29 protein-coding genes are annotated in these 26637 nt (G+C 40.3%); 23 read left to right on the top strand and 6 right to left on the bottom strand.

Annotated features, from left to right (window positions below; all coding sequences use genetic code 11):
• Positions 1-528, bottom strand: coding sequence for a cysteine hydrolase family protein (locus PQ578_RS19325; protein WP_273836155.1), 528 nt, complete (start codon positions 526-528; stop codon positions 1-3).
• 173 nt (positions 529-701) lie between these two features.
• Here PQ578_RS19325 and PQ578_RS19330 point away from each other — a divergent pair, with 173 nt between their 5' ends.
• Positions 702-1121, top strand: coding sequence for an organic hydroperoxide resistance protein (locus tag PQ578_RS19330; protein ID WP_224883089.1), 420 nt, complete (start codon positions 702-704; stop codon positions 1119-1121).
• 84 nt (positions 1122-1205) lie between these two features.
• On the opposite strand, the gene PQ578_RS19335 is transcribed toward PQ578_RS19330, so the two are convergent.
• A complete protein-coding gene (locus PQ578_RS19335; RefSeq protein ID WP_273836156.1) occupies positions 1206-2039 on the bottom strand; it encodes a transporter substrate-binding domain-containing protein in 834 nt (277 codons plus the stop codon).
• Between the two features lie 274 nt (positions 2040-2313).
• Between PQ578_RS19335 and PQ578_RS19340 the strand changes: the two genes are divergently transcribed.
• From PQ578_RS19340 to PQ578_RS19350, 3 genes are all read left to right on the top strand, one after another.
• Positions 2314-2547 (top strand): hypothetical protein, encoded by a 234-nt coding sequence (locus PQ578_RS19340; protein ID WP_273836157.1) that lies wholly within the window; start codon positions 2314-2316, stop codon positions 2545-2547.
• Positions 2548-2733: 186 nt separating this feature from the next.
• Positions 2734-4323: a BCCT family transporter gene (locus tag PQ578_RS19345; protein ID WP_273836158.1), complete on the top strand. Its 1590-nt coding sequence runs from the start codon at positions 2734-2736 to the stop codon at positions 4321-4323.
• A gap of 135 nt (positions 4324-4458) precedes the next feature.
• Entirely contained in the window at positions 4459-4812 is a 354-nt protein-coding gene (locus PQ578_RS19350) for a hypothetical protein (protein ID WP_273836161.1), read from the top strand.
• 69 nt (positions 4813-4881) lie between these two features.
• On the opposite strand, the gene PQ578_RS19355 is transcribed toward PQ578_RS19350, so the two are convergent.
• Entirely contained in the window at positions 4882-5691 is an 810-nt protein-coding gene (locus PQ578_RS19355; RefSeq protein ID WP_098442420.1) for a ZIP family metal transporter, read from the bottom strand.
• A gap of 179 nt (positions 5692-5870) precedes the next feature.
• Complete coding sequence (locus tag PQ578_RS19360; RefSeq protein ID WP_273836162.1) at positions 5871-6443, bottom strand: thioredoxin family protein; 573 nt, start codon at positions 6441-6443, stop codon at positions 5871-5873.
• A gap of 160 nt (positions 6444-6603) precedes the next feature.
• Here PQ578_RS19360 and PQ578_RS19365 point away from each other — a divergent pair, with 160 nt between their 5' ends.
• The 16 genes from PQ578_RS19365 (at position 6604) to PQ578_RS22440 (ending at position 20681) form a co-directional block, all read left to right on the top strand.
• Positions 6604-7161 (top strand): tyrosine-type recombinase/integrase, encoded by a 558-nt coding sequence (locus tag PQ578_RS19365; RefSeq protein ID WP_273836163.1) that lies wholly within the window; start codon positions 6604-6606, stop codon positions 7159-7161.
• 15 nt (positions 7162-7176) lie between these two features.
• Complete coding sequence (locus tag PQ578_RS19370) at positions 7177-8649, top strand: potassium/proton antiporter (protein WP_273836164.1); 1473 nt, start codon at positions 7177-7179, stop codon at positions 8647-8649.
• A 149-nt stretch (positions 8650-8798) separates the two neighbouring features.
• Positions 8799-9620, top strand: coding sequence for an endonuclease VIII (gene nei / locus PQ578_RS19375; RefSeq protein ID WP_273836166.1), 822 nt, complete (start codon positions 8799-8801; stop codon positions 9618-9620).
• A gap of 78 nt (positions 9621-9698) precedes the next feature.
• Entirely contained in the window at positions 9699-10688 is a 990-nt protein-coding gene (locus PQ578_RS19380) for a LacI family DNA-binding transcriptional regulator (RefSeq protein WP_273836167.1), read from the top strand.
• Positions 10681-11571, top strand: coding sequence for a ribokinase (gene rbsK, locus PQ578_RS19385; RefSeq protein WP_273836168.1), 891 nt, complete (start codon positions 10681-10683; stop codon positions 11569-11571). Before PQ578_RS19380 ends, rbsK begins: the two co-directional genes overlap by 8 nt.
• Positions 11568-11960, top strand: a complete 393-nt coding sequence (gene rbsD, locus PQ578_RS19390; protein WP_273836169.1) for a D-ribose pyranase — start codon at positions 11568-11570, stop codon at positions 11958-11960. Before rbsK ends, rbsD begins: the two co-directional genes overlap by 4 nt.
• 14 nt (positions 11961-11974) lie before the next feature.
• Complete coding sequence (locus PQ578_RS19395; protein ID WP_273836170.1) at positions 11975-13465, top strand: sugar ABC transporter ATP-binding protein; 1491 nt, start codon at positions 11975-11977, stop codon at positions 13463-13465.
• Complete coding sequence (gene rbsC / locus PQ578_RS19400; protein WP_159781366.1) at positions 13458-14411, top strand: ribose ABC transporter permease RbsC; 954 nt, start codon at positions 13458-13460, stop codon at positions 14409-14411. The genes PQ578_RS19395 and rbsC overlap by 8 nt, the downstream gene beginning before the upstream one ends.
• 10 nt (positions 14412-14421) lie before the next feature.
• Positions 14422-15345, top strand: a complete 924-nt coding sequence (gene rbsB / locus PQ578_RS19405) for a ribose ABC transporter substrate-binding protein RbsB (protein ID WP_273836171.1) — start codon at positions 14422-14424, stop codon at positions 15343-15345.
• A 106-nt stretch (positions 15346-15451) separates the two neighbouring features.
• Positions 15452-16471 (top strand): phosphotransferase enzyme family protein, encoded by a 1020-nt coding sequence (locus tag PQ578_RS19410; protein ID WP_273836173.1) that lies wholly within the window; start codon positions 15452-15454, stop codon positions 16469-16471.
• Between the two features lie 69 nt (positions 16472-16540).
• Positions 16541-17470: an aldo/keto reductase gene (locus PQ578_RS19415; protein ID WP_098442432.1), complete on the top strand. Its 930-nt coding sequence runs from the start codon at positions 16541-16543 to the stop codon at positions 17468-17470.
• Between the two features lie 113 nt (positions 17471-17583).
• Positions 17584-17775 carry a hypothetical protein gene (locus PQ578_RS19420; protein WP_098442433.1) on the top strand — a complete coding sequence of 64 codons (192 nt, stop codon included), beginning with the start codon at positions 17584-17586 and terminating at the stop codon, positions 17773-17775.
• A gap of 3 nt (positions 17776-17778) precedes the next feature.
• On the top strand, positions 17779-18216 hold the full coding sequence (locus PQ578_RS19425; protein ID WP_273836176.1) for an NUDIX domain-containing protein: 438 nt from the start codon (positions 17779-17781) through the stop codon (positions 18214-18216).
• A gap of 142 nt (positions 18217-18358) precedes the next feature.
• Positions 18359-19054, top strand: coding sequence for a Na-translocating system protein MpsC family protein (locus PQ578_RS19430; RefSeq protein WP_273836177.1), 696 nt, complete (start codon positions 18359-18361; stop codon positions 19052-19054).
• 143 nt (positions 19055-19197) lie between these two features.
• Positions 19198-19383, top strand: a complete 186-nt coding sequence (locus tag PQ578_RS19435) for a hypothetical protein (RefSeq protein WP_224883065.1) — start codon at positions 19198-19200, stop codon at positions 19381-19383.
• A 74-nt stretch (positions 19384-19457) separates the two neighbouring features.
• A complete protein-coding gene (locus PQ578_RS22440; protein ID WP_337958035.1) occupies positions 19458-20681 on the top strand; it encodes an NUDIX domain-containing protein in 1224 nt (407 codons plus the stop codon).
• A 35-nt stretch (positions 20682-20716) separates the two neighbouring features.
• Here PQ578_RS22440 and chrA read toward each other — a convergent pair whose 3' ends face one another.
• Positions 20717-21910 (bottom strand): chromate efflux transporter, encoded by a 1194-nt coding sequence (gene chrA / locus PQ578_RS19450; protein ID WP_273836179.1) that lies wholly within the window; start codon positions 21908-21910, stop codon positions 20717-20719.
• 12 nt (positions 21911-21922) lie between these two features.
• A complete protein-coding gene (locus PQ578_RS19455) occupies positions 21923-22231 on the bottom strand; it encodes a PadR family transcriptional regulator (RefSeq protein ID WP_224883059.1) in 309 nt (102 codons plus the stop codon).
• 309 nt (positions 22232-22540) lie between these two features.
• Here PQ578_RS19455 and PQ578_RS19460 point away from each other — a divergent pair, with 309 nt between their 5' ends.
• The 3 genes from PQ578_RS19460 to PQ578_RS22445 all read left to right on the top strand — a co-directional run.
• The gene (locus PQ578_RS19460; RefSeq protein ID WP_273836181.1) at positions 22541-24025 is read left to right on the top strand and encodes an MDR family MFS transporter; all 1485 of its coding nucleotides are present in this window, start codon (positions 22541-22543) and stop codon (positions 24023-24025) included.
• Between the two features lie 423 nt (positions 24026-24448).
• Positions 24449-26407 (top strand): lipoteichoic acid synthase, encoded by a 1959-nt coding sequence (ltaS, locus tag PQ578_RS19465; RefSeq protein WP_273836182.1) that lies wholly within the window; start codon positions 24449-24451, stop codon positions 26405-26407.
• Positions 26408-26498: 91 nt separating this feature from the next.
• Positions 26499-26637 (top strand): transposase (locus PQ578_RS22445; RefSeq protein ID WP_337958036.1); only part of this gene is annotated, 139 nt, incomplete at its 3' end.

The raw sequence follows: 26637 nt of genomic DNA on the forward strand, positions 1-26637 counted from the left end.
CTAGTGAAGCCTGTCTACAAATTGATCAGTTGAGATGGTGTTTGCAAACCATTGAAGCGTATGATTATGATGTTGAATCATTTGTGAAGCCTTTAAAATCGGCGTATCCCAGGTACTATGTGCATCTTCAATTAAATGTGTAGAAAAGCCTTTAGAATGGGCACTTCGGCATGTTGTATCGATACAAACTTCGGTTTGAATGCCGGCGATGAGTAAGGTTTTGATCCCTTTGTTATGGAGGTTTTCTTCAAGCGTTGTTTCGTAAAAGGAATCGGGTGTCTTTTTCTGAATCACGAAATCGTCTTTTTCAACAGTTAGAAAAGGATGAAGCTTCCAGTTTTCGCTATGAAGCTGTAGGTCTATTCCTTTGGACTCGTGTTGAATGTAGAAGACGGGCAAGTGTTTCGATTTAGCAGATGCGATCAGTTTTTTTAGATTATATAGAAGTTTTGCATCATGATAGACGGATGCTCCGCGTTGAAACATACGGTTTTGAACATCGATAATGAGAAGTGCAGTTGCTTGCAAAAATATCTCCCCCTCCAAAATAAGAACAAGTGTTCTATTATAAATAATACACTTATCAAAAGAAAAATTCAATCTGTATTTGAAAAAAACATTCATTGGCACTATGAATGTTTAAAACAGGTAAAAAAAGGGGACATTTCAGTTGTATGCAAATTAGAAGGAGCTGATATTCAATGAGTAATGTAATGTTTACTTCACAAGCAACTGCAGAAGGCGGACGTAATGGACAAGTTAAATCTTCCGACGGTTTAATTGATTTAAATCTTGTTATGCCAACAGAGAAATCAAGCGAAACAGGCTCAAACCCTGAGCAACTGTTTGCTGCTGCTTATGCCGCTTGCTATGATGGTGCATTAAACCTTGTGGCATCGAAGAAAAAAATGGACATTGATTCAAAAATCACAGCAGACGTTAGCTTGTTGAAAGATGAAGCAGATAATGGCTTCAAAATTGGCGCAGCCCTTACTGTAGAAATTAAAGGTGTTAGCCAGGAAGACGCAGAAATGTTAGCAGAAGAAGCTCACAAAGTATGTCCTTACTCTAAGGCAACACGAGGCAATATTGACGTAGAAATTAACGCAAAAGCTGTTTAATAACTAAAAGCCGTTCTCCAACTAGTTGGAGAACGGCTTTTTTCATTAAAAGACTGATCTTAAACGAAGAAAAAATCGGTTAAGTTATTTTTGAAATTCAATATCTTCCGGAAGTTCTGTTACATCTGCATCGTTAAAGAATGTCTTTGAGAGGTCACGGATTGTGCCGTCTTCGAGCATTTCTTCAATAACGCTATTCACCTTTGAAATGAGTTCTTCGTTTTCTTTGTTCATCAATAGTCCACCTTCACTCGGCATGTACTGAATATCAGGGTGAATGGTAAGGTCAAGTTCAGGGAAGGCTGCTAGAGCCAATCGCTGTAAATAGACATCATTTAAAATAACATCCGTTCTGCCATTATCAACGTCACGAAGGTACTGTTCATTTGTAGCGTTATCGTAGATGACTTCTTCAGCGCCTTTTTCTTTGGCAAGCTTCATAAAGTTTGTTGTCGCAGCCCCAGCTGCTTTTTTGCCTTCCAAATCGTTAATGGAGTCAATCCCAGAAAGGTCATCAGCTCGTACGATCGCTGTTCCGTAAGAATGTTTGTATGGGGTAGAAAGGGCGAATTTCTCTTTACGCTCTTCTGTAATGCCAATATCGTTAGCGGCCATGTCAACTTTTCCCGTTTGTACAGCCGTCAACATTCCATCAAAGCCCATTTCAACAAATTCAACTTTTAAATCCAGACGGTTAGCCATTTCTTTCACGATTTCAACGTCGAAACCAGTTAAGTCGTTCGTTTCTTGCTCGTGATAAGAAGTTGGGTAAAGGGTGCCAGATGTTGCCACTTCAATTGTTCCCTTATCCTGAATTTCTCCCCATGTCGTTTGTTCCTCTTCTTTCGCATTATTGTTGCCACATGCTGCTAGTACTCCAAGTAAGACTAGCAATAAAAGCATTTGCTTTAATTTCATCTAGTATTTCCCCCTTTTTAGTCAGAACTTTACCATAGCAAATCTTCCCGTATTCTAGCAAACCATTTAGACTAAATTTTGTTAAGGAGATTGGAGGCGAGTGTCGATTCGTACGCGTCCTGGCACAAACTAATAATGATGAATAGACTAGATAAAAAATGTGCAAGCAACGGCCATAAGACCTAGTTTAGTTTATGAATGAGAGGGTAACAGGACCATATCGAACCCCCTGAGATTTCTGTGGGTTATTCAATAATGGAAGGGGTATGAAGAATTGAAACAATCGATCGGAAGTTGTACGCACCGATACTCGGTCGTGCAACACCAAACAAAAATGGCGATTGAACATTCCAAGCGCTTGTCTAAAAAGAAAGTAGATGTTCGGAGGATATCTCAAATGACTGGATTTTCAGAAGAACAAATTCTTGAATCGATGGAATTTGGTGATCCCGATTTTAAAGTTGAACGTCCGACGCTTCCAAAACAACATATCCATCTGGACCTATAATGTAAACGTCCAGCAAATGAGTGAGCCTGCTTAGGTGATAAAAGTAGGCTTTTTTTTGTGAAGCCTGATAAAAGGGAAAAGTTGGTTAGTTTCATAGCTAGTTGGGTACAAGATAGACATAGAAAAATGGATTAATCTTGATTGAGAGTTGATGAAATATGACTTTCAATCTGAAAGGAGAGGTGTATGAAAGAAAAGAAAAATCAAAAAGGAAATTCAGTATTTTGGATTTCGGGCTTAGTCATATTCGTGCTCGTCATATGGGGAGCTCTTGTTCCTCAATCCTTCTCATCTGTAGCGAGTTCAGTCTATTCGTTTACAACGAATGCATTTGGCTGGTTTTATTTATTGGCCGTCATTTTCTTTGTGCTGTTTTGTTTCTATCTTGCGATTAGTAAGTATGGAAAAATTCGCTTAGGTGATGATGAGGAGAAACCAGAATATCCCTTTTTTACATGGATTGGCATGTTGTTTAGTGCAGGTTTTGGGGTTGGTCTTGTCTTCTGGGGTGTCGCAGAGCCGATGACGCATTTCGCAAACCCTCCCACTGGTTTTGGGGTAGAAGGTGAGACGGAGCAAGCAGCAAAGCTTGCGATGCGGTATTCATTTTTCCATTGGGGCATTCACCAGTGGTCTGTATTTACAGTTGTCGGTCTTGTGATGGCATATTTCCAGTATCGAAAAGGTCGCAGAAGTTTGATCAGTGAAACAATTTCAAGTGGCTCGAATGCGAATAAAAAATCATCATGGAAAAAAGTGATCAATATCCTTGCTGTTATTGCAACCGTAATGGGTGTAGCCACATCGCTTGGCTTTGGCATCTTGCAGATTAACGGCGGATTAGATTATATGTATGGACTTCCTCAAAATGGTATGGTTCAAATCGCTATTACTGCAATTCTTTTTCTCTTATATATGGTTTCTTCGACAACGGGACTAAACAAAGGTATCAAGTATTTGAGTAATTTAAATCTTGCCCTTGCTCTTCTACTGATGCTGTTTATTCTTTTCCTTGGGCCAACGGTATTTATTCTTGAAAGCTTTACGCTTGCGCTAGGAGGATACATTCAGAAGTTTATTGAGATGAGCTTCTTTATGACGCCATATCAAGGAGGATCATGGGTGAAGGAATGGACCGTTTTCTATTGGGCGTGGGTCATTGCGTGGTCACCTTTTATTGGCGCTTTCGTTGCTCGCGTTTCAAAAGGACGAACCATTCGTGAGATGATTTTTGGCGTATTGATTGTTCCTCCATTCATTGCGATGGTATGGATAGCCGTATTTGGTGGAGCGGCTTTTCATTTGGACTTGTTTCAAGGGACAGCCATTGCAGACGCTGTAAATAATGATGTAACCAGTGCTTTATTTGTGACATTAGAGCAATTTCCACTCACTCAAGTGCTATCCATCTTGTCACTGTTTCTAATCTGTGTTTTTCTTGTTACTTCCGCTGATTCAGCTACGTTTGTTCTCGGGATGATGACCTCAGATGGTGACTTAAATCCTTCTCTTTTCTCAAAGCTTGTATGGGGCACGTTGATTGCCGCCATTACCGCGGTCTTAATTATTAGTAGCGGTCTACAGGGGCTTCAGACGGCTTCTCTTGTGGCAGCTTTACCATTTACGGTGATCTTACTCATCATGTGCGTGAACCTTTTTAAATCGCTACGAAAAGAAGTAAGAGTAGCAAATAGGAAGCGAGAGCAAACATTATTGAAAAAAGTAGCTGAAGCAACGAAAGAGAAGAAAGAACATCGAAAAAAACAATCTTCTTAACAAGTTATTCAATAGAAAAGTTTTTTTCATGTATCTATCTTGTCTCTTATTCTTGTAGACTAGTAGTGAGGGTGTGCTTGAAAAATAGGAAGATAGAGTTAATTTCACGAAGTTGTGAAAGAAAGAGGATTGAGAATGTCAGATCTATTATGGATTACGTATCTTGGAATATTAGGAGCCCCAGCGATAGGGTTTCTATTAAAAGGGAAATATAAAACAATAGCGATGAAAGTTGATTTTATCGTTTCATGTATGACATGGACTGGTTTATTTGGATATGTAACGAATATAAGTATCGGACCAACTCTACTATGGAAAATTGTTTTCGTCGTCGGAATCGTGTGGGATCTCCTATTTGTGATTTATATCGATCAAAGTGATGAAGCGATTGAGGGATTGAGTGAGAAAACAGTGAAAGCTACAACAGTCGTATTCTCAATTTTGATGCTCCTACCACTATATTATGGACTCTTTCGCTATGCTTTTTAAAGGTAATCTTAATCGTGTGTAGAAGAAAAAAGGCGCGTTCCTCCGAGGAACGCGCCTTTCGTATGCGGACTAGCCAAGTGCTACATCGAGAACCATCATGACGGAAAAACCAATCATAAGTGACATGGAAGCAATTTGAACATTCCCTTTCTCTTGAGAACCAGGAATGATTTCTTTTGCTACTACGAAAATCATCGCACCAGCTGCAAAACTCAGCGCATACGGTAAGAGGGGTTGAATGTAAATGACAGCAAGTGCCCCAACAACAGCTGAAATAGGCTCAACAACTCCTGATAGCTGTCCGTAGAAAAAGCTTTTCGCTTTAGACATACCGTCACCTCGAAGTGGTACAGAGACGGCGGTACCTTCAGGAATGTTTTGAATTCCAATTCCGATCGCAAGTGCAATAGCACCGGCAAGTGTTGAGCTCGAAAACTCTGCAGCTACAGCACCGAATGCGACACCAATAGCAAGACCTTCAGGAATGTTGTGCATTGTAATGGAGAAAACAAGCATTGCGGTACGGTGTTTTGCTTTTTTATCTTTAATGTCTTTAAAATACAAATCTTCATTAATATGTGGCAAGATACGATCAACGAGAAGAAGGAAAAACCCTCCTAATAGAAAACCAACAACTGCCGGAATATACCCAGGTACTCCCTGTTGTTCGGCCATCTCTATCCCAGGGCTAAGCAGGGACCAAAAGCTTGCTGCGATCATAACGCCTCCCGCAAATGCAAGCATGCCATCAAAGACTTTTTGATTAACAGTTCTTGTGAAAAATACAAATGATGCTCCAAGTGCAGTGGCGCCCCATGTAAACATCGTAAAAAGGAATGCCTGTGAGACAGGGCTTAATCCAACAATCCAATCACCCATGAGTAAACTCTCCTTCTAAGAATCTATCTATATTTTCCTATCATCATATTTTTTGCCTTTAGGAAAAATCTATACACTCAAGTCTAATCCGACTGTTGGTAACTGTCAACATTCGTGAATCATAGGAAATGTTTTATAATCATGTAAAAAGCCCGGCACATTTGCCGGGCTTTTTTGTATTATTTTGTAACGGTCACTGATTGACTTAGCATAGCTAGCATGTCGTCCTTGATGTGCTTCCACATGTCATGATCCGTTGTAAATCGTTCTGTGGTTTCATTAATAAATGAGAGGAACGCCTTCTTAAAGTTTGGATCGCCCTTTGGTGGAAGTGATTGTTTTGCTCGATCCACATAGGCTTGGACTTCTGGAGCACGTGGCCCCCATTTTCCAACTTCACGGCCTTCTGAATCAATCAATACAATAATCGGAATCGATCTTGCTGTTCCATTTGTTAAGTATTGATCCATCAGTTCAAGGTGATTGTCACGAATAAAGTATGCACTTTCAATTAAAGCTTCATCAGCCATGCGCATAAAAATAGGGAGGTTAACCATTGCATCACCGCACCAGTCAGCTGTTAGGACAAGAGCACGGAGCTTTTCAGATTGAAGAGAATGAAGAAATTCAAGGTCATCTTTTCCGAGAGTAACATGATTATAAATGGTTAATAAATCTTCTCGATGTTCGTCCATACTATGAATGTATTGTTGCATGGACATGCCCCTATCAAACCAATTTGTAAGTTCCATTAATGGCCCTCCTTTATTCGAATTCTTCCATAATTAATTATACTACGAAAAAGCCCGGAAATCCTTTTTATCATAGAATAGCCTTTTCGTATGAAAGCATATCAATAGTGACATAACCTATGCTGTGATATAATTGAGTCACATAAAGGAAGTGATAAAAGTGAATTCTGTTGGAGCGATTCAAAGTACAAAACAGATTGAGATATTAAAAAAAGCTCTAATAAAGCGATCGAAGCGCGATTACTTACTGTTTATTTTCAGTATTAATACAGGACTTCGTTTAACCCCACTGTTGCATCTCACTCTCAATCATGTGATGAAGGATGGATCGTACAATGAATTCTTAGAATCCTCTATTACCGAAACAACAGATATCTACCTCAATTCAGAAGTGAAACGCGCTCTTACGCTTTATGTGAATGAGCATTCTTCAAATGATAACTTTTACCTTTTTCATACGAAAAAAGATCCTTCTCATCCAATTACAAGACAGCAGGTTCATCGCATTTTATCTCAAGCGGGAAAAGATGCCGGACTTGAGCATCCAATCAGCTTTCATAGTTTAAGAAAAACGTTTGGTTATCATGCGTTTCAACAGGGAGTAGCCGTGTCTCTCATTCAGAAAATTTATGGACATGCGACGAGAAGTGAAACATTAAAATATATCGGTATAAATTCTGAGCAAATTCCGAAACTGAAGATTGATGTAAATTTATAGAAGGGAGGAAGATCAATGGATACGAATGCAGTAATCTTATTCAGCGCCATCTTTTTAATCGGTGGAGTCCTGATGGCCAAATTTTCTTCCCGGTTAGGTGTCCCAGCACTTGTCTTGTTTATTATCGTGGGAATGATTACAGGAAGCGATGGACTCGGATATATTTATTTTGATAATGCTTCACTTACACAGTCACTTGGTATATTAGCTCTCGTGCTGATCTTGTTTGATGGTGGCTTACAAACAGAATGGCGTCGTACGAAAGCCGTTCTTCCTATTTCATTATCTCTCGCAACAGTAGGCGTTCTTATCACTTCAGGGTTATTTGGTGTTGCTGCCAAAATGATTTTGGATGTGAATTGGAATGAAGCGCTACTCTTAGGTGCGATTGTAGGTTCAACAGATGCAGCGGCGGTCTTTGCCGTTTTGAAAGGGAAGAACATTAAGCGGAAGTTGCAATCGACCCTTGAAGCAGAGTCAGGCTCGAATGATCCAATGGCTATGTTTTTAACGCTTACGTTATTACAGCTTGCTATTGGCGAGACTGCCTTTGGTGCATCCGTCATCCTGTCGTTCTTCTGGCAAATGGGCGCTGGACTACTACTAGGTGTCTTGTTTGGCTACGCGGCCTCATGGGCGATGAAGAATATCGAGTTAGGTTCAAACGGGTTATACCCTGTCTTTTCAATTGCGATTGCCTTAATTACATATAGTGCAACAGATTTAGTCAACGCAAGCGGACTGCTTGCTGTTTATGCTGCTGCCCTTGTACTTGGTAATACGAAAAGTCTTCCATATGGTCAAACGATTTTCCGCTTCCATGATGGAATCGCTTGGATGATGCAAATCTTAATGTTTATTATGCTAGGTCTCCTTGTCAATCCTTCAGAACTATTCTCAACCTGGATTGTTTTAAAAGGACTAGCGCTCTCGTTTATTTTGATTGTAATTGCTCGTCCAATTGCTGTTTTTCTTTCAAGTATTCCGTTTAAGTTCACTATTAAAGAAAAAACCTTTCTTTCTTGGGCCGGATTACGAGGCGCCGTGCCAATTGTGTTAGCGACTTTTCCGCTGTTAGAAGGACTAGAAAATAGCCAGCTATTCTTTAACCTCATTTTCTTTATTGTCCTCACTTCTGCCCTTGTACAAGGCGCTACTATTCCTCTTATAGGGAAAAAATTAGGGCTAACTGGCCCTGAAGTTCATGTGCCTTCTCATTCATTAGAACTCGTATCATCAACAACGGTTAACGCCGAGATGATTCCTTATACCATTAGGCCATCTTCTAAATTAATTGGAAAAGAGTTATCCGATATATCATTTCCAGATAAAGTGCTCGTTAGTGCAATTATTCGCCGAGATGAATTGATCGCACCTTCAGGAGATACGAAAATAAAAGTGAACGATGTACTTTATATTCTTGTTGAAAATCAAAAGAAATCAGAGCTTGAAAAAGTACTGGGGATCCGAAAGACAATCGGTGGATAACCAAAAAGTTTTGAACGAAGGGGCTCTGCACTGCAGAGCCCCTTCGTTCGTTTCATTCACATAAAGTTAGGGAAAATCCCCCCTAAATCATTAATATCATTGATGCAACTAAACGATTATCTAACAATGAAGAAAGAAGGTCATCGATAATGCCTGAAGGTCCTGAAATTAGAAGAGCTGCAGACAATGTAGAAAAAGCATTACAAAAAGGACGCGTTATGGACGTTTTCTTTGCTTTTGAACAGCTAAAAGGATATGAATCTCTCTTAAGCGGTGCACAGGTAACGAGGGTAGATACGAAAGGAAAGGCGATGCTGATTCGATTTGATAATGGGTATACGATCTACTCGCATAATCAGCTCTATGGGAAATGGGTGATACGGAACGCCTACAATTATCCAAAAACGAATCGTCAGCTACGTCTAGCCCTTCATAATGAGAAGAAGTCTGCCCTTCTATATAGCGCATCAGATATTGAAGTGCTTCGTGATGAAGAAGTGCCTCTCCACCCTTTTATTGCGAAAGTAGGACCTGATTTACTGAGTGAAGAAGTAAGTGCGGAACAATTGAAGGAGCGCTTTGAATCAAAAGCTTTCCATAAGAAAAAGTGGACTTCCCTTTTGCTAGATCAGTCTTTTATTGGTGGTATTGGTAACTATTTAAGAAGTGAAATTCTCTTTCTAGCAGGTATTCATCCGGATTTACGTCCAATCGATTGCTCAGAGCGGCAGTTAACAAAAGCGGCTGAAGCTACCGTGAAACTCGTTCACCAATCCTATGAACATAACGGGATTACAAATGATCTTAAATTAGCGATGAAGTTGAAGGAGAAGGGACAAAAGCGGCCTCAGTACCGACATTGGGTTTTTAACCGAGAAGGGGAGGCGTGCCGAATCGATGGAACAGAAATTCAAAAAGTGAAAGCTGGATCAAGAAGATTGTATTTTTGTCCAACGTGTCAGGCGAAGTAAGAAAAAAACTTGCAAACGCATTCAAAGGTGTGATAAATTATCTGTAACCGGTTACACAAAGGCGAAGGAGTGAAGCACATGGCTACAATTCGAGACGTAGCAGAACAAGCGGGAGTATCTGTTGCGACCGTTTCTCGTGTTCTAAATGATAATGGTTACGTAGGAGCCGAAACGAGAAAACGCGTGATGGGTGCGATCAAAAGTTTGAACTACAGTCCAAATGAAGTAGCGCGCTCACTCTATAAACGCGAATCAAGGTTAATCGGACTTCTTCTTCCTGATATCACGAATCCTTTTTTTCCTCAGTTAGCCCGTGGTATTGAGGATGAGGTTAACCGTGCTGGATTCAGGTTGTTACTTGGGAACAGTGATGAAGAGGCAACGAAAGAATTAGAGTACATTCAAACCTTTTTACAAAATCAAGTTGTTGGCCTTATTTCAGCAACAAATAATACAGAAAACGAGAATTATACAAATCTTGATTTGCCTGTTGTCTTTCTAGATCGTGTGTCAAAACAACATCCTTCTGTTTATGCTGATGGAATCGAAGGAGGACGACTTGCAGCGAAAGCGTTAGTTGAGAGAGGTTCAAAAAGAATTACACTGATTAAAGGACCTGGCCATGTAAAGCCAGCGATGGATCGATTCCAAGGAGCACTCGCTGAATTAAGTGCAGCGGAAGTTGATTTTTCGGTTCTCTCCACTTCCTCTTATGCATTTGATGATGCACGAAAAAGGGCTGAAGAGCTCTTTGAAAAGCATTCTGATACGGATGGAGTGATTGCAAGTAACGATATTGTAGCAATTGCCATTTTACATGAGGCACTTCGTCTTGGAAGAAGGATTCCGGAGGACTTACAGCTGATTGGTTACGATGATATCCCGTTTAGTAGTTTGTCCTATCCTTCTTTATCAACAATTAGGCAACCTGCTTATGAAATGGGGAAGGAAGCAGCGAAGTTACTCATTCGAATGATTCGAAAAGAAAAGGAAATTGATCAGACGATTCAATTACCAGTTACGCTAATTGAGCGAAATACGACAAGAAAGGTTGATCCAAATGCGTAGAGCGAAAATAGCTGTTATCGGAAGTTCCTCAATGGATCTTGTAGTAACTTCCAAGAAACGTCCAGGAGCTGGAGAAACGGTATTAGGAGAATCATTTAAAACCGTCCCTGGCGGCAAAGGGGCAAATCAAGCAGTTGCAGCGGCAAGGCTTGGTGCAGAAGTGCATATGATTGGCTGTGTCGGTGACGATCATTACGGCGAGGCGATCCTACGAAACTTTAAAAACAATGGTGTTAAAACCGACCATGTGGAACCGGTTACAGGAGTTGAAAGCGGAACAGCTCACATCATTCTTGCAGAGGGCGATAACAGTATTGTGGTTGTTAAAGGAGCGAATGATTACATTACGCCTTCTTATATTAAAAAGAAGGCTGAACTCATTGAAAGTTGCGACCTGGTCATGATTCAGCAAGAAATACCGGAAGAAACGGTAGCGTTTGTAGCTGAGTTATGTCAGAAAGTGAATGTGCCGTTGTTACTTAACCCAGCGCCGGCAAGACCCATCTCACAGCAGGTGATTGATTTAGCTACGTATATGACACCTAATGAACATGAGGCAGACGTTTTATTTAGTGGGCAATCAATGAATGAGTCATTAAGAATGTATCCTGAAAAGGTATTTATTACGGAAGGCGCAGCAGGTGTACGTTATTTCAATGGGCAGAAGGAAGTGTTGATTCCCTCATTTAAAGTAGAAGCCATTGATACAACAGGAGCAGGAGATACCTTCAACGCTGCATTTGGTACAGCGATTGCGGAAGGAAAAACGCTAACGGAAAGTATCATATTTGGTAATCGCGCTGCTTCTCTTTCTGTTACTGGTTTTGGGGCACAGGGTGGCATGCCGACTCGTGAAGAAGTGGAAAGGATGCTATCAAAATGAAAAAAAGAGGGATGTTAAATAGTCATATTTCAAAAATTCTTGCAGATCTAGGGCATACAGATCAGATTGTTATCGCAGATGCTGGTCTCCCTGTTCCTGACGGTGTGGCAAAAATTGATCTTGCCTTACGACCGGGAATGCCGGCGTTTATAGATGTGGTGAGCGAACTTCTTCATGAAATGGTTGTCGAACGTGTGACGCTTGCAAATGAAATTGAAAGTAACCAAAAGGTGCATGATTGGCTAAAGCAGGAGCTTCAAGAAACGGAACGGAATTATGTCGACCATGAAGCATTTAAAGAGAAAACGAGGCAGGCGAAAGTTGTTATCCGTACAGGTGAAACGACGCCCTATGCCAATTGCATTCTTCATTCAGGAGTAATCTTTTAAACGAGGTGAACAGCATGCAAATTAGCATGAGAGACATTCATAAAGCATTTGGAGCGAACAAAGTGCTTGAAGGCGTGAACATCGACATTCAAGATGCCGAAGTACATGCATTGATGGGGGAGAATGGAGCTGGGAAGTCTACGCTCATGAACATTCTTACTGGTCTTCATAAGAAAGATGATGGAACAATTGTGATCGATGGGAAGGAACGGGTTTTTGATAATCCGAAAGAAGCCGAAGAAAATGGTGTCGCTTTTATTCATCAAGAGCTAAACATCTGGCCTGAGTTAACGGTATTAGAGAATTTATTCATCAATAAGGAACCGGTTACATCTTTTGGTCTTATTCATACGAAAAAAATGAAAGCGATTGCGGGTGAGCAATTTAAGAAACTAGCCATCTCCATTCCTCTTCATCAGGAAGCAGGAAAATGCTCCGTTGGACAGCAGCAGATGATTGAAATTGCAAAGGCATTGATGACTGATGCGAAAGTGATTATTATGGATGAGCCCACGGCAGCGCTAACGGAACGTGAGATTCAAACGCTGTTCCAGGTGATTCGCTCGTTGAAGAAAAGCGGGGTTTCCATTGTCTACATTTCGCATCGCATGGAAGAGATCTTCACGATCTGTGACAGCATTACCGTCATGCGAGATGGAAAAACAGTTGATACAAAGGCGATTCCAGAGACGAATTTTGATGAAGTTGTTCGAAAAATGGTTGGTCGAGAATTAACTGATCGCTTTCCTGAACGTTCTCCAAAGCCTGGTGAAACGATGTTAGAAGTCAAAGGCCTCGCTAGAAAAGGCGTGTTTGAGAATGTCAATTTCTCAGTAAGGTCCGGTGAGATCGTTGGGGTTTCAGGATTAATGGGCGCTGGTCGAACAGAAGTCATGCGGACGATTTTTGGGCTGGATGGAAAATATACAGGCGATATATTTATTAATGGCAAAAAAGTAGTCATTAAAAATCCTTCTCAAGCTGTCCAACTAGGCCTTGGTTTTATTACAGAAGATCGAAAAGAAGAGGGACTTGTGCTTGATTTCTCATTGAAAGATAATATCGCGTTACCGAGTCTTTATAGCTTTGCTCCGAAAGGCTTAATCAATGAAAAAAGCGAGCAGGACTTTGTCGAACTCCTCATTAAACGGCTAACGATTAAAACCGAGTCTGCTCGAACAAGTGCTAAAAACCTTTCTGGAGGTAATCAACAAAAGGTGGTTATCGCTAAATGGATTGGGATTGGACCGAAAGTATTGATTTTAGATGAGCCTACGCGCGGCGTTGATGTTGGGGCGAAGCGTGAAATTTATCAATTAATGAATGAGTTAACGGATCGTGGCGTTGCGATTATCATGGTTTCCTCTGAATTACCGGAAGTGCTTGGTATGAGCGATCGTATTCTTGTTTTTCGTGAAGGTCAACTGACTGGAGAAGTATCAAAGAATGAAGCAACGCAAGAGAAAATAATGACGCTGGCAACAGGAGGTCAAGAAGATGAATAATGCGATGAAAACAAATCATGTTGGGAATGTGATGCAAAAGCTAGGACCACTATTAGGTTTACTCGTTCTTGTTGCAACCGTTTCCATCTTAAATCCAAGTTTTTTAGAACCACTTAATTTATTGAATTTACTTCGACAAGTGGCAATTAATGCGCTTATTGCTTATGGGATGACATTTGTTATTTTAACAGGCGGAATTGATTTATCGGTTGGTTCGATTTTAGCACTCTCAAGTGCACTGATGGCTGGCATGATGGTGTCAGGAATTGACCCTATTTTGGCAATACTCATAGGTTCTTTGCTAGGAGCTGTTATGGGTATGGTGAATGGACTGTTGATTACGAAAGGAAAAATGGCTCCGTTTATCGCAACGCTTGCAACGATGACGTTATTCCGAGGGTTAACCCTCGTCTATACAGATGGGAATCCGATTACAGGGCTTGGCGATAGCTATGCTTTCCAGCTTTTCGGAAGAGGCTATTTCCTTGGTATCCCAGTTCCGGCGATCACGATGTTACTATCATTCGCTGTTCTCTGGGTGATTCTGCATAAAACACCCTTTGGGCGTAAAACGTATGCCATCGGTGGAAATGAGAAAGCGGCTCTTATTTCAGGTATTAAAGTGAATCGCATGAAAGTGATGATTTATTCTCTAGCTGGATTACTTTCAGCTTTAGCAGGAGCGATTTTAACGTCAAGATTGAATTCAGCACAACCCACTGCAGGAACATCATACGAGCTAGATGCAATCGCGGCAGTTGTTCTTGGCGGAACAAGCCTTTCCGGAGGTCGAGGTTTAATTATTGGAACATTAATCGGTGCACTGATTATTGGTACGTTAAATAACGGCTTAAATTTGCTTGGTGTATCTTCTTTCTTCCAGATGGTCGTCAAAGGTGTTGTTATTATCATTGCTGTGTTGATTGATCGTAAAAAAGCAGCTTAGGAGGATTTCTATGAAAAAGTTATTGCCATTCCTGCTCAGTTTGTCATTGCTTGTGCTTGGAGCGTGTTCGCTTCAACCGCCTGAATGGGCAAAGCCGAGTCAGGAGACAGATATAGAGGATATTAAAATTGGTTTATCCGTTTCAACGTTAAATAATCCCTTTTTCGTATCGATGAAAGATGGGGTAGAAGCTGAAGCGAAAGAAAAAGGCATGGACATTGTTGTCGTAGATGCGCAAAATGATGCGGCAAAGCAAATTAGCGATGTTGAAGATCTGATTCAGCAGGGAGTCGATGTATTATTGATTAATCCAACTGATTCAGCAGCGATTTCGACTGCTGTCCAATCAGCGAATAGCCTGGGTATTCCAGTCGTTACGCTTGACCGCTCTGCGGAGAAAGGCGATGTAGCCACTCTTGTTTCTTCGGATAATGAAAAAGGCGGAGAAATGGCTGGCGAGTTTTTAGTGGAGCAGTTAGGAGAAGAGGCAAAAGTAGCTGAGCTTGAAGGAGTACCCGGTGCATCGGCTACTCGTGAACGAGGAAAAGGGTTCCACAACATTGCAGATGAGAAGCTAGATGTTGTTGCAAAACAGACAGCTAATTTTGATCGTACAGAAGGTTTAAATACGATGGAAAACTTGCTTCAAGGTAATCCGGATATCGAAGCCGTATTCGCCCACAATGACGAGATGGCGCTTGGAGCTCTACAGGCTATTCAAAGTTCGGGGAAAGACATTCTCGTTGTTGGATTCGATGGAAATGAAGATGCGATTAATAGTATTCAAGATGGAAAGCTATCAGCGACTGTTGCACAGCAACCTGAACAAATCGGTTCACTCGCCGTTCAGGCAGGTGTTGATGTATTAAAAGGGAACGAAGTTGATGAAACAATTCCGGTTCCATTAAAGCTAGTAACGGAAGAAACAAAGTAAGGTTAAACGCTCCCACTTCTGGGAGCGTTTTATCGTTTAAAAGGAAATGAAAGAGATAAGTCGAATTTAATGGTAGTAGAAAAGAAGGAAGAAGGAGGATGTGGAGATGGAACCCTGGATTGAAGCAATGTTCTCCGAAACGTACGTGGATGAAGCGATTGATCGATTTGGTATTCAAGTATCGAATATAAGAAAGCTAGGCGATTTTGAAAACTATGTTTATGAAGTTAAAGAGAATGAAAGAACATGGATCCTTCGTTTTACTCATAGCTCTCACCGTACTCTTGAAGAAATAAAATCCGAACTCCTGTGGGTCAATCAATTAAGCGATGCAGGCGTTCAAGTGGCACGCGCCTACCCTTCTATAAAGAATGAAATGGTAGAACTAATCTTAACAGAGAAGGGGACGTTTTATGCTTGTTTATTTGAAAGGGTGCCTGGTAATGCGATTAAAGTAAATGACGACTTTTTTGGACCCGCTCTATTCGAAGCATGGGGAAAAGAGATTGGGAAGATGCACCGTTTTTCGATGAAGAACAAGGTTTCATTCATGCGAGCGAGATGGGATGAAGGTGACTTGCTTCAATTCGACCGGTATCTCTCCAAACCTGAAGATGCAAGAATCATAATTGAAGGGAAAAGGCTGATCGAAGAAATCCAGACGTTTCATGAAACAGGAAATACGTTTGGTCTCATTCACTCCGATGTCCATCACGGAAACTTTCATTATGATGGTAATGCGATTCATCTATTTGATTTCGACGATGCGATGTATCATTATTATGTAAGTGATATTGCGATTCCTCTCTATTATGCGGTTTGGCAAAAATGTGGAACCGCGTCTTTTACAGAACGATCGAGCTTTGCTACAGCATTTTTACGTTCCTTTTTGAAAGGGTATCGAGAAGAAGCAAATGTCTCTTATGAATGGCTTAAAACGCTTCCTTATTTTATTCGATTAAGAGATTTTGAACTCTATACTGTATTTCATAAAAAATACGATGTTACTAAGATGAATTCAAAAGAAAAAGCCATGTTAGACGGCATCCGTGAACGATTGATTCACTCTGAATTAATTGCAGAGCCTGCATTAGAGGATCGAGAGAAGTGGATTGAAAGCACGTAACGATGTTTTCCAATTACTAAGAAGTGGTAATGTACTTTGTGTAGCTTTTAACAGAAAGGATGATTGAAAGTGGCAAAAGTACAAATTGGAAAATCTGGTTTACAGGCAAACCCAATCGGTTTAGGTACAAACGCCGTGGGTGGACATAACATTTATCCGAATTTAAATGAAGAAACAGGGAAAGATCTTGTAAGAGCAGCAATAGATAATGGTATTAATTTATTGGATACAGCTTATATATACGGACCTGAGCGCTCTGAAGAACTTGTTGGTGAAGTGATCAAAGAACGGGGAAGCCGAGACGATATCGTTCTGGCAACAAAAGGCGCTCATGAATTTAAAGGAGAAGAAGTTGTTTATAACAATTCACCTTCGTTCCTAAAACAATCTGTGGAGAATAGCTTAAAGCGACTTCAAACAGATTACATCGATCTATTCTATATTCATTTTCCAGATGAACATACGAACAAAGCTGAAGCAGTAGGTGCTCTTAAAGAATTGAAAGATCAAGGGAAAATTAAATCGATTGGTGTTTCTAATTTTGATTTAGAGCAGTTAAAAGAAGCAAACAAGGATGGCTATGTGGATGTGCTTCAAAGTCATTACAACTTGTTTCATCGCGATGCTGAGGAAGATCTTCTTCCTTATACTGCGGAACAGGGGATTTCCTTTATCCCATACTTCCCACTTGCTTCTGGACTTCTAGCAGGTAAATATGATGAGAACACGACGTTCGATGATATTCGCTCGAAGGATCCTCTTTTCCAGGGAGAAGCTTTTAAAGCAAACCTAAAGAAAGTTGATCAGGTCCGAAATATTGCGAACGCAAAAGGCGTTGAGGTTACACACCTTATCCTTGCTTGGTATTTAACGCGTGACAGCATTGATGTGCTTATCCCAGGGGCTAAGCGTCAAGAACAGGTTGTTGATAACTTGAAAACACTTGATGTGAAGTTAACAAGTGAAGAAATCCAGCGTATCGATCAGATTTTCAAGTAAGAGAAGTACAAACCAGAGGATGTTATGTCCTCTGGTTTTTTGTAGGAAATTCTATCTGTTTTGTCTAGGAGTATGCAGATATGTCCAGTCATACATAAAAGGAGGCCTCCCACTTGAAAAAGAGCGTGCTTTTTATTCTTACACTTTCTCTTGTGCTCATTGCCATTCTTCTCATTTTCCTTTTCGAGGATGACCGTGCAGTACGGCCAGGTATGATCATGTCACTCGGTGCGCTTGCGGTCGTTTTTCAGCGGGTCGTCTTGTTACTGGTGAGACGAAAAAGGAAAAAACACAAAAGGAGGTAGTGAATGATAAAAGTAAAAGCACTTGGGCTCCTTTTTAGAGAACAAGAGATGTTAGTTGAAGCTTATTATGGAAAGCATTCAAAAGGATTTGGAAGTTATTATCGTCCACTTGGAGGGAATATAGAGGTTGGAGAGCATTCTAAAGTAACGGTAGTAAGAGAATTTAAAGAAGAGCTTGGAATTGAAGTGGACGTAAATCAGTCCCTAACTTGCCTAGAAAATCGATTTCAAATTGGTGAGGAATGGTCGCACGAAATCATTCAGATTTATAGTGTATCGTTTGGTGAACCAAAATATTATGAAAAGGACGCGTATTCATTTCTTGAACATGATGCGGTAGCGAACTGGATATCGATTAAGGATGTAGTTGAGGAGAACATCCACTGTTACCCTAACGGTTTAGGGGAGGTATTGAAGCGAATGACAAAACGAGACAAGTAATCATGTCACTATCATGACGATCCTGTCATCTAAATGAAATATCAAATTCAATCCATATTCTTTTAATAAAGTGGAAAGACTACTATAATGAATACTGGATAGGAAATACGATGTTCCTATCTTAGAATAAAGGGTGAACCTAATGGAACGTAAGTCAAATGAAGCTGAAATTGCGAGTTATGTCGGCAAACTGTTAAGAGATAACTTTGGGAAAGGCCCATCATCGGTTTACGTATCGATACAGGAACCGTATATGACAATATATTTTCGCGATTTTCTTGCACCGATGGAACGAGTACTAGTGGATCAGAAAGAAGATATGCGTGTTGAAGAAACGCGTGATTTGCTGATTCAAGGCTTGTTACCTGAAATTAAAGCATCCATTCGAGTGATGACAGGTATTGAAATCCAGTCATTTTATCATGATTGGTCTCTTCAAAATCGCTCAGGAGTTATTGTTGGTGTCATGAATAACATCAATGAAATGGAAGGTAAAGCACTTCCTGAATATGATAAAAAAGAACGCGTTCATGAGGAAATTATCCGAGTCAGTATGCTTGCGGAAAAAGCACCAGAGAAAGTAGATTCCTGCATGCTAAATGACCGAACGCTCGTTGTGCTTCGGGACGGTATTCTCGTTCGCATAGAGAAAGAGTTAATTCGCGATGGTTTTGAAGAACAATTAAAATTATCGAAAAGACGGCTTGAGAAAAGCTTGCTTCATGATCAACAATTTGAATCAATCCTTGCTACAAAAGTAGAAGATATTTTTGTAGACTGGGATTTTAATCTAGATAAAAGCTATATTACATTAATTCTTAAACCAAACAGATACTAGGTGGAAATAAACTGGGCGATAGAACCAGTTATAAGCCAAAAAGAACCAGACTTCTGGTTCTTTTTGGCTTTTTTATATTTTCTTATCCTTCCAATGCAGCAGAAAACACACTATGAATATAGAATCAGACAAGGAGGAAGATAATGAAATACCTAATCGATCATTCAAAGCGCATTATTCATCGCACACCATTTGCTGGTGATCAATGTGAATTTCATACAACACCTATTACAAAGAGAGAGGGCACGCACGATCATCTCTATCTTCAAAAGCTGATTGATAAGGAGTTATATGAAGTGTGTAGTTATTGTAAAGGAAGTATTCAATAATCCCCTGTAAAAGAAGGAAGTCCTCACTATTGTTGCGAATGTCTTAATGATGTTAGGCGGATAGGAGGTACGTGATGGATCGAAACAGAGCGGGAGTGATCATCATTCAAGATGATCATATCGCTTTAATAGAGCGAAATCGAAATGATGAAACGTATTATGTTATTCCAGGTGGTGGAATCGAAGAAAGTGAAACACACAAACAAGCTGCTAAAAGAGAAGCCCTCGAAGAACTAGGAGTAGACGTACGTGTAAAAGCGTTATATACTTCTTTTCAATTGAATGGGGAACATTTTTACTATACAGCCGAAATCCTCAGTGGTGAATTTGGAAACGGAACCGGTAGCGAGTATCGGTCTTCTTCTCATAAACGAGGCGCGTATAAAGCGGTTTGGGTACCGGTTTCTGAACTAAACGGATTACGTATCTATCCTGAAGAAGTCATTTCAGTATTGGTGTCTGACAGGAGTCTTAAACTTACTGAAACTAGTTCTAAGATAGGAAAAAGTTATCAATTGAGCTGGGTAGGGAGTATGTATCCTTATTTAGATGAACCTACCTGTACTGAGGTTGGGAACGTCTCGGTTGGTCGTTTTGGAGGGAACACTTCAGCAGGACAGAATAAGAATGAAGACGGTTGTCTCGTTTGGACTGGAGTAGATTGGGAATTTGCAGTCCTATTAGATGCACATAAAACAGCTAGTAGTGCAGCGCTTATTTTAGATGAAGTTGAGCGATATCACTCGTTGTTTACGAACACTCTTATAAAAAAGACGCAAGAAGCAGTGAGTGAATTGCGCGAAGCTGTAGTTGGCCTTTTTCAAAACGCAACATTTAAACAAAAGTGCCGGGAAGTGGAAGGGGAGACGGCCTGTTTAATTGTCGTTCGAAAAGATAAGTATCTATGGTGGTTCTCCGTTGGTGATTGTTTATTGCTTTTGATTCATCCAGAGCTGGAAGCGCTTGGAGAGTTGGTGCAAAATCATCGAAGTTTCTACGAGTGGATCGGAGAAGTGAACACATTTGATTCAATTGTCCCGTGCTATAGCACCGGCACAAAAGAGTTAAGAAAAGGGGATAACCTCATTTTCTTAACAACGGATGGATTACTTGAGTGTCCTCACGCAAATTTTCATTTGCCAGATCAAGTCGTGGCTCGAATGAAAAATCAGTCGGTGCAAGATGGTGTTCAACAATTATTAGCAGAGATAGAGGTTAAAGGTGTCAGAGATAGCACCACAATTGTCGCATGGAAAATTAACATAGTAGAAGATGGCGTAATGCCGAGTGACTTATAATGAAAGAAGACGTCGCATGAGTGCGACGTCTTCTTTTAGAATGAACTGATGATTTGAATGAGATACCCGCCGATGATGCCTATACCAACGATCATCCAGGCTGGGAACTTCCATATTGAGAGTAAAGCGAATAAAATCGCGGCAAGGGCAAAATCTTCTCCTGAATTAATTGCGCTTTTAATAACAGGGTCATAAAAGGCCGCTAATAAAATACCTACCACACTAGCGTTCACGCCAATTAAAACTTTTTGAAATGAAGCCCGCTTTCGTAATTCATTTAGAAATGGGAGGGCAGCTGTAATCAGTAGAAAGGACGGTAAGAATATCGCTATGGTGACGACGATTGCTCCCGTAATGCCTCCTAGCATCGTACCGAGATAGCTTGCGAACGTAAACAGTGGACCTGGAACTGCTTGGGCCATTCCATAACCTGCAAGGAATTGATCGCTTGAGAGAAGACCCTGGGGAACGATTTCTCGTTCAATCATCGGTAAGACAACATGTCCTCCTCCGAATACAAGCGCACCTACTCGAAAGAACGTGTCAAATAAATTGAGAAGCGCATGATCGGTTAAACGGTTGAGAATTGGTAGAACGATTAAGAGCGTACCTAACAGGGCTAGCGAGCCAACACCAACTTTTTTTGATATAGAAACGGGAAAGGGTTTTACGGTTGTTTCTGTTTTGTCGTTAAAAAAGCGTAATCCTAGTAGCCCAGCTCCTGCGATAACAAGAAGCTGCATCCATGCAGACGGATAGAGTAGCATGATGAGAGCTGCGGCTAAGGCGATTGCAATTCTCGTTCGATCGGGTGTTAATTTCTTACCTAATCCAATAATGGCATGAAGCACGACTGCTGCCGCAACAATTTTTAAGCTATGAATAAATGTCCCATCACCAAGCGAAAAGGTTTGATAAAGCAGGGCAAAGATGACAAGAATGATGATAGAAGGAACTGTGAAGCCAAACCATGATAGGAAGCCACCAAACATCCCACCCCGCATCATACCGATTGCTATTCCAACTTGACTGCTAGCAGGTCCCGGCAAAAATTGACATAGTGCAATAATGTCAGCATACATTTTGTCATCAAGCCACTTCCTTCGATCAACATATTCATCCTTAAAATAAGCAAGATGCGCAACAGGACCTCCAAATGAAGTTAAACCCAGTCGCGTTGATACGAGAAGAATTTCAATAAAGGTTTTGAAAGAGTGTTTACCAGTCATCTTGACCCTCCATTAGTCTTTGATTTCTTTAAATAGTTCGTACGCTTTCGATTGGGCTTCTAACAATATTCGATTGCCTTTTTCGGTCGTACGGTAATATTTTCGTATCTTTCCATTTACGTTGTTTTCTTCTTTCGAAAGTAAACCATCATTCTCCATATTGTGAAGGATGGGATATAAGGTACCTGAGCTCATTTCATATCCGTGTTCACGAAGTTCTTCTAGCATCCATGAACCGTAGATCGCTTCTTCCTTAGCATGGTGAAGAATATGAATTTGAATAAAGCCTAGAAAAAGTTTCCTTAGTATTTTATTATCCAAATGCTACCACCTCTTATTATTTGATTTCGATATCGGTTTTCGATATTGCTGATAAGCAAATTTTAACGGGTAAATGATTGATCCACAAGGGGATGGGAGCGTTTTTTACAAATCCTTAATATGATTGAAGTTTCACCATTCAGTTACTCAATCAACCGTTAAGTGAACAAGTTCATAAGCTTAATTTCTTTTAATAGTGCTTTAGTTATAGTAAGATATTGTCTGTTGTTTAAAACGTTTTTGAACGGTAAATCCTAAGTGGAATCAAGATTTAGGGCACAACTGCTAAGGAGAAAAGGAGGGGAATCCATGGAGGAAAAGGAAACGTATGAATTCCTAGCTGATGATCCCAATTTTAATGTTAAACCAGTCATGATCTCGCTTATCATCGGAGCTTTTTTTGCTATCTTAAATGAGACACTATTAAATATTGCATTAACAACGTTAATGGAGAAGTTTAGCGTAACACCTGCCACTGTCCAATGGATGGCAACCGGCTTCTTGCTGGTAATGGGAATTTTAACACCGGTTTCCGCACTTCTGCTACAGTCCTATACGACAAGACAGATGTTTCTTGGCACAATGACGATTTTTACAATCGGAACCGTTATATGTGCAATCGCGCCGACTTTCGCTATACTTTTAACCGGTAGACTGTTACAAGCAGTAGGTACGGGATTATTAATTCCAATCATTTTTAACACATTTTTACTCATTTTCCCTCCAGAACGCCGAGGAAGTGTGATGGGGACGATCGGTCTCGTGATTATGTTTGCGCCGGCCATTGGCCCAACCCTTTCAGGCGTGATCGTGGACAATCTTGGTTGGAGATATCTGTTTATTACCGTTATTCCTTTCGCGCTGTTTTCGATTGGTTTTGGCTACAAGTTCCTTCGCAATGTTGGGGAGGTAACGAAGCCTAAAGTTGATATTCTTTCGATACTCTTTTCTACATTAGGATTTGGAGGCGTTGTACTTGGATTTAGTTTTGCGGGTGAGGGTGAAGTTGGCTACTTAGCTCCGCAAGTCTTTTTACCTCTTGTGATTGGGGTTGTTTCCCTGATTATCTTTGTACTTCGTCAGTTGAAATTAAAAGAACCAATGCTTGATGTACGAGTCTTTAAATATCCGATGTTCACAGTTGCCGTCTTGCTATTTATTATCATTATAATGGCGATGTTCTCATCTGAAATTATTTTACCGATGTACATGCAAGGTCCGCTCGGTTTATCGCCACAAACGGCCGGATTGATTCTACTGCCTGGTGCGCTGTTAAATGGCTTAATGTCACCAGTAATGGGGAAGTTGTTCGATAAGTTTGGACCAAGGAAATTAATAATTCCTGCTGCTCTTGTATTGACCGGTGTTATGTTCGTGTTTAGTACAGTGAAGGTTGATACATCCATTGTGTTAATTGTTTCCACTTATATTTTGCTCATGCTTTCGATTTCAGCAATCATGATGCCAGCTCAAACAAATGGACTAAATGGACTTCCCAAAAACCTTTATCCACACGGAACGGCTATTATGAATACGCTGCAACCTGTTTCAGGAGCCATCGGCGTCTCTGTTTTCATTAGCATTATGACAACACGTCAACAGACTTATCTCGATAATGCTGCTAACCCAGCAGACCCATCAACAATTAGTCAGTCCCTCGTGTCGGGAGTGGAACTTGTCTATCTTGTTGCATTCGGTTTTGCTGCAGCTGGCTTTCTTATTTCATTATTTATTCGAAAAGCAATGCCTGAAGATCGAGCAGGTCAAACTGAATCAAAAGCGGTTAATGACTAACGAAAAAAGCGTCTCAAAGCGAGGCGCTTTTTTGTTGTCACAATATCGTAAATGAAATCATGACTTTATGCTTTTATAAAAAGATGATAAATGTAATATACTTGAAACGATTGGAACAGAAACTGGGAATAAACCAAATATAAAGAGACAAATGGTAGTACCTTTCTAATTATTGTTATTTTTTTACCGATATTTCACTGCTCTTTAACAGAAGAGTTACGAATCAGTTGGGTACGTTACTGCTGTATTAAAAGAACGTTTTCATTGAAGAAAAATGAACTGAAAGCAAATGTAATGGAATTTGACATTAAATTTTTTAGGGAGTATTATACTCAAGTATTAGGATTTAAAAAAAATTAACATTTTTACATTTAAAATATATTCAACACAGTATGTAATTCTACAAGGAGGTCTTCAACTGGCATGCGAAATAAATTAAGCAGTCAGATTAATAAGCCATGGGCGTTGTTCTTTGGTGTCATTCTATTATTCTGGTTAAAAACGTATGCTGTCTATCAAACTGAATTTGATCTTGGAATTCAAAATGGTATGCAGTCGTTTCTATTAGTCTTAAACCCGATTAGTTCTTTGTTGCTATTCTTTGGGTTTGCCCTATTCTTCAAAGGACGTAAACGAGCATGGGCGATTCTAATTATTGATTTTGTCCTTTCCTTTATTCTTTATGCAAATGTCGTGTACTACCGTTTCTTTAATGACTTTATTACACTTCCAACAGTCATGCACACAAATGATGCTGGAGAGCTGAAAGACAGTGCCTTTGCATTAATGCAGTTCTCTGATGCGTTTTATTTCATTGATACGTTGCTTATTCTTGGATTAATCTTATTTAAAGTTATTAAGCCACAAGTCGCGATGAAAAAGAAGAAAATTGCACTTGTATTTGCCTCAGCAGCTGTCTTCTTCACAGTGAATCTCGGACTTGCTGAAGCTGATCGTCCAGAGCTTTTAACGCGTGCTTTTGATCGCACGTACCTTGTGAAATATCTTGGTCAATTCAACTATCAAATTTTTGACGTTGTTACAACTGTTAAGTCTAGCTCTCAAAGCGCGTTTGCAAGCAGTGATGATTTAACAGATGTTCGAAACTTTGTTGAAGCAAATCGAACAGAGCCAAATCCGGAGTACTTCGGTAAGGCTGAGGGAATGAACGTCATTTATATTTCCCTTGAATCGATGCAAAGCTTTGTAATCGGAAAAGAAATCGATGGTCAGGAAGTAACGCCGTTCTTAAACAGTCTTGTTGAAGATCAAAACACATTCTATTTCGATAATATTTTCCATCAAGTTGGACAGGGAAAAACGTCGGACGCTGAGTTTATGATGGCAAACTCTCTGTATCCACTACCAAGTGGATCAGTAGCGATGGAGAAAGCGCGGAACACGTATCAGGCGCAGCCAGCCATTTTAGAGCAAAAAGGCTACTCAACATCTTCCCTACACGGTAATGGTAAAACGTTCTGGAACCGTGATGAGATGTATAAGTCATTTGGTATTCAGAAATTCTTTGATTCAAGCTATTACGATATGAACGAAGAAGATGTTCATAACTATGGTCTAAAAGATAAGCCATTCTTTGAACAATCTATGCCATATCTTGAAAGTCTCGAACAACCGTTTCACGCGAAAATGCTAACTTTATCGAACCATTTTCCGTTTACAATGGATGAAGGGGATGTTGATTTCCCAACACCTGAAACGAATGATGCAGTTGTAAATGGTTACTTCCAAACAGCGAAATATATGGATGAATCCATCGAACAATTCTTTAACGATTTGAAAGAATCAGGACTTTATGACAACACCGTGATTGTTATGTATGGGGATCATTATGGTATTTCAAATAACCATAATAAGGCGATGTCTGAAGTAATGGGTGAGGAAGTAGGCCCATATGAAAATGCACAGCTACAGCGTGTACCTCTGTTCATTACTGCACCTGGTGTAGAAGGTAAGCAGGTTCATGAATATGGTGGGCATATGGACATCCGTGATACCGTTCTTCATCTACTAGGCGTTGAAACAGATGATTATATTTCGTTTGGATCTGATCTCCTTTCAGAAGATCATCGTGAAATCGTGCCATTCCGTAATGGTGATTTCGTAACGCCAGAAGTGACGTCTGTTAATGAGAAGTGTTATGCGAATCCATCAGGTGAAAAAGTAGATGCTGAACAATGTGAGCAGCCAGGACAGTTTGTCGAAGAGTCACTTGAACTCTCAGATAAAGTAGTCTACGGCGATTTACTGCGCTTCTATGAGCCTGAAGGTTTCACTCCTGTTGATCGTAGTGATTACGACTATAATGTTGATCAAACAGAACCAGTACAAGAAGATCCTGCACAAGAAAAAGAACAGAAATAAGGTGAAAGCATCCCGTTTATGATATGATCCCCACATAGTAGACAGAGAAAAGAAAGCACATTAAGCTGTCTACTATGGAGGGGATTTTTCTATGGGAGAAATCAGGAAAACATATGATGTGCCATTTAAGAAAAAAGCTGTAGATATGTATCTGAAAGAGGGAATGGGTTACAAAACAGTAGGAAGAGAATTAGAAATTGACCCCAAAATGGTTCGCCGGTGGGTTCAAC

This window comes from Guptibacillus sedimenti, assembly GCF_028610665.1.
Lineage (GTDB): Bacteria > Bacillota > Bacilli > Bacillales > Guptibacillaceae > Guptibacillus > Guptibacillus sedimenti.

Excerpts from the sequence above, each read along its gene's own strand:
- PQ578_RS19430 (WP_273836177.1), top strand. The coding sequence starts at position 18,359 with ATGGAACGTAAGTCAAATGAAGCTGAAATTGCGAGTTATGTCGGCAAA.
- chrA (WP_273836179.1), bottom strand. The coding sequence starts at position 21,910 with ATGACTGGTAAACACTCTTTCAAAACCTTTATTGAAATTCTTCTCGTA.
- PQ578_RS19350 (WP_273836161.1), top strand. The coding sequence starts at position 4,459 with ATGTCAGATCTATTATGGATTACGTATCTTGGAATATTAGGAGCCCCA.
- PQ578_RS19410 (WP_273836173.1), top strand. The coding sequence starts at position 15,452 with ATGGAACCCTGGATTGAAGCAATGTTCTCCGAAACGTACGTGGATGAA.
- PQ578_RS19425 (WP_273836176.1), top strand. The coding sequence starts at position 17,779 with ATGATAAAAGTAAAAGCACTTGGGCTCCTTTTTAGAGAACAAGAGATG.
- PQ578_RS19395 (WP_273836170.1), top strand. The coding sequence starts at position 11,975 with ATGCAAATTAGCATGAGAGACATTCATAAAGCATTTGGAGCGAACAAA.
- PQ578_RS19330 (WP_224883089.1), top strand. The coding sequence starts at position 702 with ATGAGTAATGTAATGTTTACTTCACAAGCAACTGCAGAAGGCGGACGT.
- rbsC (WP_159781366.1), top strand. The coding sequence starts at position 13,458 with ATGAATAATGCGATGAAAACAAATCATGTTGGGAATGTGATGCAAAAG.
- PQ578_RS19345 (WP_273836158.1), top strand. The coding sequence starts at position 2,734 with ATGAAAGAAAAGAAAAATCAAAAAGGAAATTCAGTATTTTGGATTTCG.
- PQ578_RS19335 (WP_273836156.1), bottom strand. The coding sequence starts at position 2,039 with ATGAAATTAAAGCAAATGCTTTTATTGCTAGTCTTACTTGGAGTACTA.
- PQ578_RS19360 (WP_273836162.1), bottom strand. The coding sequence starts at position 6,443 with ATGGAACTTACAAATTGGTTTGATAGGGGCATGTCCATGCAACAATAC.
- PQ578_RS19460 (WP_273836181.1), top strand. The coding sequence starts at position 22,541 with ATGGAGGAAAAGGAAACGTATGAATTCCTAGCTGATGATCCCAATTTT.
- rbsB (WP_273836171.1), top strand. The coding sequence starts at position 14,422 with ATGAAAAAGTTATTGCCATTCCTGCTCAGTTTGTCATTGCTTGTGCTT.
- PQ578_RS19435 (WP_224883065.1), top strand. The coding sequence starts at position 19,198 with ATGAAATACCTAATCGATCATTCAAAGCGCATTATTCATCGCACACCA.
- PQ578_RS19380 (WP_273836167.1), top strand. The coding sequence starts at position 9,699 with ATGGCTACAATTCGAGACGTAGCAGAACAAGCGGGAGTATCTGTTGCG.
- rbsK (WP_273836168.1), top strand. The coding sequence starts at position 10,681 with ATGCGTAGAGCGAAAATAGCTGTTATCGGAAGTTCCTCAATGGATCTT.
- rbsD (WP_273836169.1), top strand. The coding sequence starts at position 11,568 with ATGAAAAAAAGAGGGATGTTAAATAGTCATATTTCAAAAATTCTTGCA.
- ltaS (WP_273836182.1), top strand. The coding sequence starts at position 24,449 with ATGCGAAATAAATTAAGCAGTCAGATTAATAAGCCATGGGCGTTGTTC.
- PQ578_RS19370 (WP_273836164.1), top strand. The coding sequence starts at position 7,177 with ATGGATACGAATGCAGTAATCTTATTCAGCGCCATCTTTTTAATCGGT.
- nei (WP_273836166.1), top strand. The coding sequence starts at position 8,799 with ATGCCTGAAGGTCCTGAAATTAGAAGAGCTGCAGACAATGTAGAAAAA.
- PQ578_RS19355 (WP_098442420.1), bottom strand. The coding sequence starts at position 5,691 with ATGGGTGATTGGATTGTTGGATTAAGCCCTGTCTCACAGGCATTCCTT.
- PQ578_RS22440 (WP_337958035.1), top strand. The coding sequence starts at position 19,458 with ATGGATCGAAACAGAGCGGGAGTGATCATCATTCAAGATGATCATATC.